Raw genomic sequence first — 13,262 nt, 5'->3', positions numbered from 1 at the left:
TTCGGCGGACGCGGTCCACCTACGTGCCCGCCGAAGCACCGCAAACGCTTACTTAATTTGGCTTTTACGTGCGAAGGTGGGCGCCCGCTGATCGTGTGATTTAGCGGGTTTTTCTTGGGCTTCGGCGGACGAGGTCCACCTACGTGTCCGCCGTAGCACCGCAAACGCTTACTTAATTTGGCTTTTACGTGCGAAGGCGGGCGCCCGCTGATCGTTTGATTTAGCGGGCTTTTTTTTGGGCTTTCGGTAGACGCGGTCCACTTGTAGCATTTGTATGCAGTGCAAAAAGATGCGAGTAGATGGTTCTCAACCTTTGCATTTTCCTTCAGATACTGATAAAATTGGCAGTTTCCTTCTTTGCTTCGAAGGTTAAGGCGAGAGAAATGGCAGCAGCTAACAACTAAGTTTCGTCGGGTACGCATCGCCAAAGATGAAGCAGATGTTGCACGGAACCTTCGGCTGCCGGCTAATTAATAATGGATTTTTGAATCAAATACTTTGATGGAGAAAAGAGTTTTCAGTGCGAAAGGTAACCGCAAAATAACACTGCCTTAATTAGAAATATCAATAACTTGTCTTGGGGTAATTATCCATTGCTTTCTCATCTTCCGCTACCTTCTGCTTTGATGTGTTCTAAAACAACCTTACTCCTTGAAAACGATTCACATTTACATGCATAAAACAAAGCGTTATGAACTGAGGTTCATTTTTAAAAGCCTGCGTTGCGGCTGGCTCCATGCTGGCAGCCCCTTTCACCTCCCTGGCAAAGAAAGGATCAGCAAACCGGATTGACAAAGGCTTCCGGGTAGTCTCCGGTAAAGATAGGTTCGAAAAACCGATTACCCTGTTTGAAGGCGATACTTTCTACACCAAAGTTTCCACTAAAGACACCGATGGCGACATCTACGTATTTGAATCCACCCGTATAAAGGAAGGAGGTCCTTCGTATCATTTACATTTTGAACAGGATGAATTTTGGTATGTTGTACAAGGTGAGTTTCTCTTTAAGGTGGGAGAAGAAACGTTTACAGCAAAAGCAGGTGATACGGTGTTTGGTCCGCGAAATGTTCCCCACGCATTTGCAAAAGTTGGTACAGGCGAGGGAAAGCTTTTAATGTTTTTTCAACCCGCTGGAAAAATGGAAGATATGTTTCGAAAGATAAGTGAAGGTGTAACCAAAAACATGACCGAAGAACAGCAGGATAACTTCCGCAATGAACATGGAATAAAGAGGGTTGGTCCACCCCTGACATATTTTAAGAAGTGGTAGTTACTCTTTAAAGCAGCTGTCGTTAATCAAGTGGTGCTGTAAATGATTTAATGCCTTCAATGAGCACCACCAAAACTCTTGTACATGAAACATTCTCTTTGCCTGTCCTTTTTCACCTATCTGTTTTTGCTGCATACAAACCTTTCAGCACAAACAATCACGGTTACTTTGCTCGGCACTGGTGCGCCACAACCTTCGATGGAACGCTTTGGCGCGGCAACACTTGTAAAAGCAGGCGGCACTTATTTTCTGTTTGATTGCGGACGGGGGGCCACGCAACGCCTATGGCAGCAAAATATTGGCGCAGGAAAAGTGAATCGCCTGTTCCTGACCCACCTTCATTCCGATCACATTGTGGGCATTCCTGACCTTTGGCTGCTGGGGCTTATGCCAGGCGCATTTGGCAATCGGAAAGAACTCTTTGAGGTTTGGGGTCCTGCGGGTACTCGAGAGATGATGCAAGGTCTAAAACAGGCTTACCAATGGGACATTAAAACCAGAGTTGCTGAATATCCAAGTGCAGACAGCGGAACCATAGTAAAGGCACAAAATATAACAGAGGGAATTGTGTATGATAAGGACGACGTAAAGATTACGGCTTTTCGCGTAAATCACTCCGACATTATTGATTCAGCCTTAGGCTACCGACTGGATTACCAGGGTCGTTCTGTTCTGATATCTGGTGATACCCGCTACAGCGAGAACTTGATTAAGTATGCAAAAGGTGTTGATGTCCTAATCCATGAAGTCATTGCTATTCGGGAAGAAATAATGGCGACATCTCCGCTTGCCCGAAAGATCACAAATTTTCATACAACTCCCGAGGATGCGGGTAAAGTCTTTGCAGCATCAAAACCAAGGCTTGCCGTTTACACACATGTCGCCATTCCTCCGCTTGATCCTACAAGACCGCTGTTAACGACTGGTGACATCATCACAAGAACAAAAAAATTCTATACCGGAGATCTGGCAGTTGGGGAAGATTTAATGATGATTGAGATTGGAGAAAAAATAGAAGTAAAGCCGCCGACGAAAGTCAAGTGATGTTCAATCTCAAACAACTGAAAGGCAAATTTCACTTGATCAACATTTCGGAAATTTTGCTGCATGGTAAAGGTGAAAGCAAACTCAAATGTGAAACTTGTCGGGACAAATACCCTGGGAATTCTATCAGGCATGTTGGGTAAATCGATCGGTGCTTTTTATCGTACTTTATCTAATCAACGACTAATGCTGCCAAAGGGAAAATACTATGAGGTCTCGGGTGTAGAGCCTGATATAAAAATGACCGTCTTCCCAAAAGAGAACATTTTCGGAGGTCATAGTGAAGCCGTTAAAAATATCGTTCAGATAATAGAAAATAAATTGTAAATCCTGCTATGTAGATCTGCCCACTCCCCTCAACTTCGGCCGGGTGATTTATACCTAACTGCAAAAATTGGGTCCTCCCTTACTTCGGGCCAGGTCAATGATCAGCAATAGTGGTCATTAATGATTGTTAATTACAGCGAGTGTTAAATGACGGCAATTCAACATGTTTCAGCAGGAGAGGTGCAATTAAAAAAAGAGGAATTTTTTCTTTTTCTTGCCTTCTTTGGGTGTGCCACATCCGGCAAGGCAGGCAAATGGGGGAGTGAACAACATTACACCAAATTCGAACCCCGCACCATTATTCCCGCTGATCTCATTTCCATAGGTAAGTGCAAACACTGCATACGGGCTTGGTTCCCACCGGAGACCGACTTTGTATTCAGCAGGTGTTGTCGATTGTCCTATTTTACCAAACATTTCACCTACCACCGAAGTCTCCGGGCTGAACGGATACCAGGCCAACCTCGTAGAATAGGTAAAATCAAATACAGTTTTTTCATCCGGACCGTAGTTCCTTGTCATGCTCGCCCCCGGCATAACGTCCCACTGCAATGTATTTTTTAGAAAGGGGAAGGTCACCGGCACATTCATCCAATAAGTCTTGAAGGCGTCCTTGCTTCTGTCTTCACCATCCACATTGCCGGGGAACAAGCCCGTACCCGCTTTGACCGCAGCGCCCCCTGTCTGATCCTTATTTTCATAAAACATGTATTTTGCATAGAACGATGTTGAATACCCGTCGTCCGTTGCCTGATCCCCATCATCATTATATAGGTACGCTGCCATAGTAAACTCCCACTTCGGAAAAAGGGAATAGGTATTCATCAACATAGAGTTTCTTTGCCCGAATGTCGGGATCAGCGTTATTGTTCCATGTTTCTTTGATATCCAGCTGTCAGAATTGAACTGCTGCGCTTTCCCCTGGTAAACTGGGAAGGTGATTAAGGCAAGTACGCAGAAGGAGACTAAACTGATGGCATTAACTTTTCCTGAAGCAGAATTCTTCATAGCTTTTTTTTTCACAGATTGAGACCATGTCTGGGGATCGGGGAAGACCTGGGAGGCACGGAGAGACGCTGTACGGGGATAAGTGAAAATATCACAAAGCTTGATAAAACTGGTATTATAAAGGCCGGTCGTTGCCAAAATTTATAACTTTTAATAAATCAGAAAAACGCGGTACATCCAATTCCGGATTGCAACTGATATATTAACTTCATGATGATGAGATTTATAATCCTTTTCGCCTTTGCTGTCATCTTTGCTAATGTTAGCGCTCAGAATCCCTATGTCTCAAAAGTGTGGGTAGCTGATAACGGAGACGGCACATACAAAAATCCCATATTACATGCAGATTATTCCGACCCCGATGCCATCAGGGTAGGAGATGATTTCTATATGATTTCTTCATCTTTCGAAGACATTCCCGGGCTACCGGTGCTGCATTCAAAGGACCTGGTGAACTGGGCGATCATCGGTCACGCCCTGAAGCGCCAGCCGCCCTACGAACATTTCTCATTACCAAAACATGGAGAAGGTGTCTGGGCACCGTCATTGCGTTATCATAATGGAGAGTTCCTGATCTATTATCCTGATCCCGATTTCGGTATCTACCTCACGAGGGCGAAGAGTGCATCCGGTCCATGGTCCGAACCGATGCTGGTCGTTCCTGGAAAAGGTCTTATTGACCCGTGCCCACTTTGGGATGATGACGGGAAAGTATATCTCGTTCACGCCTATGCGGGAAGCCGGGCGGGAATAAAAAGCGTGATTGTAGTAAAGCAACTGAACAAGGAAGGAACAAAAGCAATTGATGAGGGGGTTCTCGTGTATGATGGGCATGAGACCGATCCTACCATTGAAGGACCGAAGTTTTACAAACGAAATGGCTTCTACTATATTTTTGCGCCCGCTGGTGGCGTTTCAACCGGATGGCAACTTGTTCTGCGTTCTAAAAATGTTTATGGTCCTTACGAAAGAAAGAATGTTATGGACCAGGGTTCATCGACCACGAATGGCCCGCACCAGGGAGCGTGGGTTTCCACTCAAACAGGTGAAGACTGGTTCCTCCATTTCCAGGACAGGGAAGCGTATGGCAGGATCGTGCACCTGCAGCCAATGCAATGGGTAAATGACTGGCCGGTAATCGGGGTAGACAAGGACAAAGATGGAAAAGGCGAACCCGTACTTCGTCACAAGAAGCCTTCGGTTAACAAAGTTTATCCTATTCAGACACCGTTGGAAAGTGATGAATTCAATGGGAATACCCTGGGTCTGCAATGGCAGTGGATGGCAAATCCAAAAGCTACCTGGACATTTTTAAATCCGGCGGCGGGTTCTCTCCGGATCTTTTCCGACAAAGTCCCGGACGGGGCTAAAAATCTTTGGAGTGCCCCGAATGTTCTTTTGCAAAAGTTTCCGGCGGAAGAATTTACAGTAACAACAAAGATTTCATTCAAACCTAACACTAAGCTTGAAAATGAAAAAGCCGGACTAACCATCATGGGACTGAGTTACGCGAGTCTTTCCTTTGTAGGTCAAAAGGATGGCAATCGCCTAGTGTTTGCGATTTGCAAGGATGCAGAAAAAGGAAATGAGGAAATCGTGACCGAATTAACAAAGATGAGCAATGCCACCGTATATTTTCGTGTGAAGGTGTCAAAGGGAGGAAAGTGCAGATTTAGTTATAGCCTGGATGGAATTTCGTTTCAGGATGCAGGAACTGATTTTATTGCAGAAGTCGGCAAGTGGAAGGGAGCAAAGGTTGGACTTTTCTGCACCAGACAAAGCCAGACCAATGATGCCGGATATGCTGACGTTGACTGGTTCAGGATAGACCCGATCTGAATCCGGATGAACAAAAGACTGATTGATTGATGAAGTTTTTTTGTCTCCCGATAATCCTCATTGGATAACAAAGCTCATGCATGCAGGTCCCTTCATCAGATCGCATTATTGAATTGAATTATCTGACTAAAACTTCGGTTAAACTCTCCTGGTTACTTTGCAATTATTTCATAGCGAGCCTTTATGCATGAGCTATTGAAAGACAGTATTCATGTAGTTTACAATCTTCATTACCGCTGATAACGTACAACGGTGTTTGCTGCCGTCAGTCATGCATGTTAATGTTTGATAGCGTTGATAATGAATGGCAATGTTTTTGCCGATTGCTTCAGCCAGGCGCTCATCATCAATCATAACGCAATGCAGGATAACCGAGCAATCTGCGCCATAGGGCCAGCTGACCGATCATACTTGCTTCGCGATAAATAGTAAATGAGATCATGTCATAATAAGTCATCTTCATTCCTCCCATGTCAATCTCTGAATCAAGTTTTTCATCGTCGATAATAACAAGGGCTTCCCTTGCATGAGGACTTACCATATCCCAATCTTTCACGTATTCTTCCGATGAAGGATATTTTGCATTGTCCTGTATTCCCTTATAGTCGCTGAATAATTCCTCGCCTGTTTGGTGTAACCCCGGGCTCGTTTCCTTTGCCATTTCAAAACGCTGTAGTACAAGTGCCCCGGCAAGCCAGGCCATATGGTTCGCTTTGGTACCAAGACGATTATGACAATCCTCTGCTGATATGCCTTCGAGTGCCCTGGACAGCAATGGAGTATGCAGGTCAAATAATGTGACCAATCCCTCCATCCTGCGGCTCAATGCTTTGTTTTCTGTCTGCTTTACGGTTTTTGTTTCCATAAACTTTACATTTTTAAGTGAAGAACGCTACCGTAAAGCTATAAAAACGATCTCTCTGAGGACCTACTTCAACGCGACAATAATAGGGTGAAACGCGTCATTTTGCTGAGAGAAAACGAACACAGCTTGTAACAAAAACGAACAGTCCCCAGGCCGTTTTCTTTCCTTTCCCGGTGAGAATTAATGGGTTATCAATATGGCATTCCATTGGCTGCTTATCCGGTTATAAATCGCCGTTTCATTGACGCATAATATGCATCACCCGCAGGTTACACTACCACGCATACTATAATCGCCAACTATGCTCAAAAACTATATCGTTATTGCAGTACGCCATTTGTCACGTCACAAGCTGTTTTCCCTGATCAATGTTCTTTGCCTGGCTGTTGGTATTACTTTTTCGTTGTTGATCTGGAATTATATCACCGGGGAAAAACAGGTAAACCTGTCACTAAGGAATCCCGGCAATCAATACCTGATTAAAAGCAACTGGAAAGTCAAAGACATGGGCATGCCGATAACGACAGCGGCTCCACTGGCGAAGGCACTTAAGGATGAATATCCCGGCCTTGTGAATAACTACTATCGGTTTAACCCGGTTACTAATGTTGTTTCGGCTGGAGATAAACACTTTAAACAAAATATTTCCATCTGCGATACGAGTCTCATTTCGATGTATGGCTTCAAACTATTACATGGTAACCCGGCGGCCGCCTTTAAGAACAACAGTTCTGCAGTGATCACCGGGCGGCTGGCCAAAAAATTATTTGGTACAACCGATGCTATCGATAAAACTATAACGGTCACGACCACTACTTCCGGAAAGCAGGACTATCTTGTTTCTGCTGTACTCGATAGCATGCCATACAATACGGTTAACCAGATAATAGACAAAGAAGGTTATGATGTGTTTGTGTCCTTTGAAGGTAACCGCTTTTTTGGTGACCAGGCATATATTGAAGATTGGTCCAATATCTTTATCATCGGGATGCTGGAACTGAAACCCGGGGTCACCCCTGATCAGTTAGCAGGTCCGATTAAAACGCTGTTGGCGCGTCACCTGCCGGATAACATAAAAGGACTACTGACTGTTGAGCTGGCCGGTCTGCCTGAATTTTACAGGAAGGACAATAATGGGGCGGTTGATCAGATGATCAGCACGCTTTCGCTGGTTGCCCTTTTTATCCTGATGATGGCAATCATCAACTTCATAAATATAAGTATAGGTACCTCTACTTACAGGCTCAAAGAAATAGGACTAAGAAAAGTGTTCGGCGGTGAAAGAAGACAACTGGTCATTCAGTATCTCGTTGAATCATTATTGCTTACTATGATCGCCGCTATTATCTCGCTTGGCTTACATGAACTTGTTCGTCCACTGTTCAACCAATTGCTGAGTGCAAACCTTAAATCCGTCAGTCAGTTCGGGTTTGATAATTTTAGTTGGTTGTTATTGTTTGTGGCAGGCCTGGGAATTACCGCAGGTCTTTATCCGGCTGTCATTCTCAGTGCCTCTGATATCATTCATTCCGTTAAAGGAAAGATGGATACCAGCCGGGGTGGATTGTTATTAAGAAAATCGCTGCTCATCGTACAGTTTACCCTGGCAATCTTCATTTTTATCAGTGCGCTGAACGTCTCAAAACAAGTCAGATACATTTTTAGCAAGGACCTGGGTTACGACAAGGAACAGCTGATGATATTAACTGCGTTTCCGAAGCAGTGGGATTCTGCAGGCGTATTAAAAATGGAATCTATCCGGGACGGATTGGCTCAAATACCCGCTGTGCAAGCCGCTTCCATATCGTTTGAGGTGCCAGATCGGTTGCCGCCGGTTTCAACAGATATACTTCCCGCAGGAGCAACAAGTGATAAGCCGGTTGTTATTCCTACCGTTAGTGCTGATCAATTCTATGCCTCGACCTTCGGATTGCAAATGAAAGAAGGCAACTTTCTCCAGAATAAGAATGGTACTGCAACAGAATCAGAGATTGTTTTAAATGACGCAGCTGTTAAGGCACTGAGCCTGAAATCCCCGGTTGGTTCGATTGTAACAATGCCCGGTGGGTTTAATTTCAAAGTAGCGGGGGTTGTGAAAGACTTCAACTTTTCTTCATTCCAGCAGCAGATCGGTCCCCTTGCTTTTATTCCGTCAAGACTTACGCGGAGTTACCGATACCTCACTCTGAAGTTGAAGACTAATGACATGGTCAAAGCAGTCAATGAGGTTAAAATGAAATGGTCGGAATTTTCACCGGGCTCGCCTTTCGAATATACTTTTATGGATGATAAATTTCGTTCACTCTATGAATCGGAATTGAAGCTCAGCCGTGCAGCAAGACTCGCAACAGTGCTCAACCTGTTTATCGTTTTCATGGGCGTGTTTGGCATTGTTGCCTTTACACTGTCGAGACGAACAAAAGAAATAGCTGTTAGAAAAGTGCTTGGCGCAGAGGTAAGAAATATCATCTTTCTTTTCATCAGGGATTATGCGGTATTGATCATCATTGCAAATATTATTGCATGGCCACTGGCTTTTGTTACCACCAATAACTGGTTGCAGAATTACAGTTACCGCATGAACCATGACATCGTTCCCTATATAACTGTTGGGACCATAGTAACGCTCGCAACCTTTTTGTTTATCACAGCGCAATGTTTTAAAACGGCAATTACAAACCCGGTAAAGAATTTAAGGTCCGAATAGCGAAGTCTGCGGCCTGGTAAGATGCACCCGGTCAGCCAGGATCACATCATCGGTAATTCTTTCGGATAGAATGCCGGCACAGAAATCACTTTTTTTTTAAAAAAATAGGTAACGTACTAATAAATTAGTTTGTCTACTAATGAATTAGTAGTTATATTGCATCAAACATTCGGGAATGCAAAAACTGGCAAAACGGGAAGAACAGATCATGCAGGTTTACTGGGACTTGAAAAAGGCATTTATCCGTGATATCATCCCTCATTTACCTGAACCCAAACCTCATTATAACAGCGTGGCTACGATGGTGAAGATCCTCGAAGAAAAGGGATTTCTTGATCATGAATCTGTTGGAAACATATACTGTTATTTTCCCGTCATCAGTCGTGAGGAATATCAGAAGTATGCCATGAAAGATATAGTCAGTCAATATTTTGATAACTCTTATCCACGTATGCTGGCTTTTTTTGCGAAAGAGCAAAACCTTAGCGAAAAGGAAATGGCTGAAATCCTGGAAATCATAAAATCCAAAAAGAAATGACGCCTTATATACTACATGTCAGTATCATATTAGCGGGATGCCTTGCATTTTATAAGGTCCTCCTGCAGCGCGAAACATTTTTCAGGCTCAACCGGGTGATACTGCTGTTATGCTTGCTTCTGGCTTTTACTTTGCCCCTTATACCTGTACCACAGGAATGGAGCTTTCAAAAGGCTGCGATTACCGATGTTATCAACGGTGACGGAGCTGAAGCACTTGTGCAGGATAAGGAAGATGCAGTGGTACCGGTAGTTATCAATAAGGAATCTTCCACAGTTGCAGTTGGCCAGGAGCTGCCGGATGAGGCATTCGATTTTTCCAGGTTAACGAAATGGTTGCTCTATTTTTACTGGTTTGGCGTTGCGGCATTTGCGCTTAACTTTTTGATCCAGATCGCTACTTTGCTGTACCGTGCTTATTCACGGCCGGTTATTGTGGATGGCCCATTTCGGATCGTTGAACTTGCTGGCGATAGCGCTCCATGCTCATTTGGCAATAACATATTTATCAATCCTGAAAAATATGACTGGGAGACTTATAACCAGATCTTATTGCACGAAAAAGTACATATTCAGCAGGGACACAGCCTCGATATTATTCTTGCAGAGATCGTACTGATATTTCAATGGTTTAATCCTTTTGCATGGTTATACCGTAAGGAACTCGAATGCAATCTTGAGTTTTTAACCGACAACAAATTGCTTTACGAAAAAGGAGTTGAAAAATCATCTTACCAGGTAAGCCTGTTGAAGGTATCTGCTCCGCATTTTCCGCTAAGTCTTACAACGAACTATAATCAATCACTACTTAAAAAAAGATTAGTCATGATGAACGCCAAACGATCCAATATTCATACCACCTGGAAATATTTTTTCCTTTTACCACTTGTATTGTTATTTGTAAGTGTGCTTAACAAACCTGTTGTTTATGGCCAGTCGAAAGACATCTCCACAGGTAAAACAAAAAATAACAGCGATAACAGAAATTACAATGGAAACATGGATACACAGGGATCCTGGTTTGCAACAATCAAGGGCGAGAAAGTTTCCGTTCAGTTTAAGAATGATGATGAGGGTAACAGTTCGTTTAACAGCAATACTTTTCCCTTAAGCGCTTTTAAGGATATTAATACTGCCAGGTCATTTACGATTACAAGGGATGCCGGCTCGATGGTATTGAATGGCAGGTTTGAAGGAGAGCAGGGGATGGGCCAATACAAGTTCACTGGTAACAAAGACTTTGCTGCTTATCTTAGTAAAGAAGGTGTTCGTGATACGGATGAGGAAGACCTGATGGTATACTTCTTTGTGGATGTTAATAAATCTTATCTGCAGATGTTGAAGGCATCGGGTTATACTAACCTGCAAAAAAATGACCTGGTGCCGCTGGCCGCCATGCAAATTGATGCTGCATATATCAAGTCAATTAAAGGAAATGGATTTCCAGATATTTCTGTCCGGGATCTTATTCCTTTTAAAGCGCTGAATATTACCGCTGATTATATCCAGGATATTCGCAAAGCAGGTTATCCAAACGTAACCGCGAACCAGTTGATCAGTTTTAAGGGCCAGGGAATCGATGCGAAATATATCGCCGACGTTCGTTCGGCAAGCAAAGCCGATAAAGCAGAAAAGGTAGAGAGAGCAGAAAAAGCAGAGAAAGCAGAGAAAGCAAAAAATGCGGAGAAAGCAGAAAAACCAGAAAAAACTGAAAAACCAGAAAAGGTAGTAAAGGGCGATAAGGGAGAAAAAGGGACCAAGGGTGAAAAGGGAGAAAAAGGGACCAAAGGTGAAAAGGGTAGTAAGGCAACTGCGGCTTACAATGATGATGGAGATAACAACAATGATGAAAGTGGAAATGATGCCAATTATATCATCAGCTATAAAGCGCTGAATATAGATGCTGCATATGTACGTTCGATCAGGGATGCGGGCTACCCCGATATTTCAAAAAATAACATCATCGCCATGAAATCGCAGGGTATAACAGGTGACTATATAAAGAACCTGAAATCCAGCGGTTTTCCTGACATAAGTGCCTCAAATGTGATTGCGATGAAGTCCCAGGATATCACTCCTGATTTTGCCAAAAGTTTCCAGGCAGTTGGCTTCTCTGATATTTCAGCGTCTAACCTGATAGCCATGAAAAGTCTTGGCATTACCCCCGAATATGTAAAAGGGTTCAAAGATGCAGGCTTTACTCAGCTGACGCCCAACCAGGTCATTTCGATGAAGTCGCAAAATATCACTCCAGCTATGGTGAAGGAATACCAGGCATTGGGCTTTACAAAAGTATCAGTTAATGATGTGGTCAGTGCAAGCGCAACGGGAACAACTCCAAAGTTTATTGCAAGTATGAAGAGTAAAGGCCACAACCTCAAGAGTATTGATAAATATGTTCAATTGAAGGTGGCAATAGATTAGAAGCCTCTTTATTTTTCAGTCAGGTCGTTACATCTTATCGTTATGTACTACACTGGTCTTTGTTTCTGTGATTTTGTTCTCTGATAAGGTGTTGTTGAAGGGAGCTACGTCCTGCATAGTACGTGATGGATATTTCTTCACATCAAATTTGCCGGTCCAATCCGCGTTTTTGCTGTCGCCTACCAGGATTCCCGTAGTGCAGTTGGTAATTTGATTGTTTCTGATGGTGCAATCACTTGCAGCTACATAAAAGCCAATCTCAGTTTCGCCCTTTGACATGCCATACATCAGCCTTATTCCTGTTGGTAAACCGGTAAGTATGTTATTGGTGACTATGTGTTTAGTTCCATTGATCCTGATTCCGCCACTACCGTTCTTTATGGTGTTACTATCTATCTTACAGCTATGTCCGCCTCGCATCACAAGCTCGCCCTGGCAGTTTTCAAACAGATTGTTTATGTAACTATTCCCTGAGCTCTTGTTACTGATCACTTCAGGTTCGCCATTGCAAGCCTTAAACGTATTATCACGAACCGTTACATAGGAGTATTGTGTACCGAGCAAAACAGGGTCCTGGCCTACTTGTATACATTCACCACCATTGCCATTCGACCAGCTTACTTTACTTTTCTCTTTAAATTCGTTGTGATCTATAAGAGTTCGCAATGGTATTTCATCTTTGGTTATTTTCACCTGGACTTCCTGGTTGTCCATGTTCGCTGTAAATCTGCAATGATCTACCCGGTTACTTTCCCCTTTTCCAGAGATGACAACCATTGGGGTAAACTGCATTTTTGTGCTGTTCTGCAAGAAGGAGCAATCTGTTATCCGGCAGTGTTTGGTTGATTTCAGTTCAAGCAATACACCATTGCCATCCGGATTTTTAATTTGATTACATCCGGTAAAACTCATTCCGGCAATTTCTGTGTATGATCCTGTAAGAACAAAGACCGGTTTGTTTACATCACCGGAGAATACCACCTTTCCTGGCGTCTCTGCCTCGATAAAAATGGGTCTTCCTTTTTCGCCATTTGTATTACTACCAGCTGCCAGCCGTTGTACTGGCCGTTAATAATAACGATCCTATCACCGGGGACAACTTTTTCTGCAGCCGCGGCAAATTCGGCGGCGGTGGAAACCTTATAAACTTTAGCAAACAGCAGTGTCGGAAGACAAAGGAGTAAAATGATTTGCAGGATCCTGGCTTTCGCTATCATACGCAGATTGATTTAAGTTTTGCG

The 13,262-nt window shown here is 43.5% G+C and carries 11 protein-coding genes; 7 read left to right on the top strand and 4 right to left on the bottom strand.

The features are described from left to right. The first annotated feature begins 736 nt into the window (after window positions 1-736). The 3 genes from ACX0G7_RS19020 to ACX0G7_RS19010 all read left to right on the top strand — a co-directional run bounded on the left by ACX0G7_RS19020 (window position 737) and on the right by ACX0G7_RS19010 (window position 2,641). A complete protein-coding gene (locus ACX0G7_RS19020) occupies window positions 737-1,270 on the top strand; it encodes a cupin domain-containing protein (protein WP_458925105.1) in 534 nt (177 codons plus the stop codon). Window positions 1,271-1,354: 84 nt separating this feature from the next. Then, a complete protein-coding gene (locus ACX0G7_RS19015; protein ID WP_458925104.1) occupies window positions 1,355-2,314 on the top strand; it encodes an MBL fold metallo-hydrolase in 960 nt (319 codons plus the stop codon). A 63-nt stretch (window positions 2,315-2,377) separates the two neighbouring features. Further along, window positions 2,378-2,641: a hypothetical protein gene (locus ACX0G7_RS19010; protein ID WP_458925103.1), complete on the top strand. Its 264-nt coding sequence runs from the start codon at window positions 2,378-2,380 to the stop codon at window positions 2,639-2,641. A gap of 186 nt (window positions 2,642-2,827) precedes the next feature. Here ACX0G7_RS19010 and ACX0G7_RS19005 read toward each other — a convergent pair whose 3' ends face one another. Then, window positions 2,828-3,649: a hypothetical protein gene (locus tag ACX0G7_RS19005; protein WP_458925102.1), complete on the bottom strand. Its 822-nt coding sequence runs from the start codon at window positions 3,647-3,649 to the stop codon at window positions 2,828-2,830. Window positions 3,650-3,865: 216 nt separating this feature from the next. Here ACX0G7_RS19005 and ACX0G7_RS19000 point away from each other — a divergent pair, with 216 nt between their 5' ends. Beyond that, a complete protein-coding gene (locus ACX0G7_RS19000) occupies window positions 3,866-5,488 on the top strand; it encodes a glycoside hydrolase family 43 protein (protein WP_458925101.1) in 1,623 nt (540 codons plus the stop codon). A 346-nt stretch (window positions 5,489-5,834) separates the two neighbouring features. Here ACX0G7_RS19000 and ACX0G7_RS18995 read toward each other — a convergent pair whose 3' ends face one another. Continuing rightward, entirely contained in the window at window positions 5,835-6,353 is a 519-nt protein-coding gene (locus ACX0G7_RS18995) for a DinB family protein (protein ID WP_458925100.1), read from the bottom strand. Window positions 6,354-6,654: 301 nt separating this feature from the next. Between ACX0G7_RS18995 and ACX0G7_RS18990 the strand changes: the two genes are divergently transcribed. The 3 genes from ACX0G7_RS18990 to ACX0G7_RS18980 all read left to right on the top strand — a co-directional run bounded on the left by ACX0G7_RS18990 (window position 6,655) and on the right by ACX0G7_RS18980 (window position 12,021). Beyond that, window positions 6,655-9,060 (top strand): ABC transporter permease, encoded by a 2,406-nt coding sequence (locus ACX0G7_RS18990; protein ID WP_458925099.1) that lies wholly within the window; start codon window positions 6,655-6,657, stop codon window positions 9,058-9,060. A 175-nt stretch (window positions 9,061-9,235) separates the two neighbouring features. Then, a complete protein-coding gene (locus tag ACX0G7_RS18985; protein ID WP_458925098.1) occupies window positions 9,236-9,598 on the top strand; it encodes a BlaI/MecI/CopY family transcriptional regulator in 363 nt (120 codons plus the stop codon). Then, window positions 9,595-12,021, top strand: a complete 2,427-nt coding sequence (locus tag ACX0G7_RS18980; protein ID WP_458925097.1) for a M56 family metallopeptidase — start codon at window positions 9,595-9,597, stop codon at window positions 12,019-12,021. The genes ACX0G7_RS18985 and ACX0G7_RS18980 overlap by 4 nt, the downstream gene beginning before the upstream one ends. A 27-nt stretch (window positions 12,022-12,048) precedes the next feature. On the opposite strand, the gene ACX0G7_RS18975 is transcribed toward ACX0G7_RS18980, so the two are convergent. Together ACX0G7_RS18975 and ACX0G7_RS18970 are read right to left on the bottom strand one after the other, a co-directional pair. Continuing rightward, window positions 12,049-13,002, bottom strand: a complete 954-nt coding sequence (locus ACX0G7_RS18975) for a chondroitinase-B domain-containing protein (RefSeq protein WP_458925096.1) — start codon at window positions 13,000-13,002, stop codon at window positions 12,049-12,051. Then, window positions 12,981-13,238: a hypothetical protein gene (locus ACX0G7_RS18970; RefSeq protein WP_458925095.1), complete on the bottom strand. Its 258-nt coding sequence runs from the start codon at window positions 13,236-13,238 to the stop codon at window positions 12,981-12,983. The genes ACX0G7_RS18975 and ACX0G7_RS18970 overlap by 22 nt, the downstream gene beginning before the upstream one ends. Window positions 13,239-13,262: the final 24 nt, after the last annotated feature.

The organism is Flavitalea antarctica (assembly GCF_054461535.1).
This window is presented reverse-complemented; position numbering and strand designations above follow the sequence as displayed.

Coding starts and splice junctions, on each gene's coding strand:
- ACX0G7_RS18995 (WP_458925100.1), bottom strand. CDS start 6,353: ATGGAAACAAAAACCGTAAAGCAGACAGAAAACAAAGCATTGAGCCGC.
- ACX0G7_RS19000 (WP_458925101.1), top strand. CDS start 3,866: ATGAGATTTATAATCCTTTTCGCCTTTGCTGTCATCTTTGCTAATGTT.
- ACX0G7_RS18980 (WP_458925097.1), top strand. CDS start 9,595: ATGACGCCTTATATACTACATGTCAGTATCATATTAGCGGGATGCCTT.
- ACX0G7_RS19005 (WP_458925102.1), bottom strand. CDS start 3,649: ATGAAGAATTCTGCTTCAGGAAAAGTTAATGCCATCAGTTTAGTCTCC.
- ACX0G7_RS18985 (WP_458925098.1), top strand. CDS start 9,236: ATGCAAAAACTGGCAAAACGGGAAGAACAGATCATGCAGGTTTACTGG.
- ACX0G7_RS18970 (WP_458925095.1), bottom strand. CDS start 13,238: ATGATAGCGAAAGCCAGGATCCTGCAAATCATTTTACTCCTTTGTCTT.
- ACX0G7_RS18990 (WP_458925099.1), top strand. CDS start 6,655: ATGCTCAAAAACTATATCGTTATTGCAGTACGCCATTTGTCACGTCAC.
- ACX0G7_RS19010 (WP_458925103.1), top strand. CDS start 2,378: ATGGTAAAGGTGAAAGCAAACTCAAATGTGAAACTTGTCGGGACAAAT.
- ACX0G7_RS19020 (WP_458925105.1), top strand. CDS start 737: ATGCTGGCAGCCCCTTTCACCTCCCTGGCAAAGAAAGGATCAGCAAAC.
- ACX0G7_RS19015 (WP_458925104.1), top strand. CDS start 1,355: ATGAAACATTCTCTTTGCCTGTCCTTTTTCACCTATCTGTTTTTGCTG.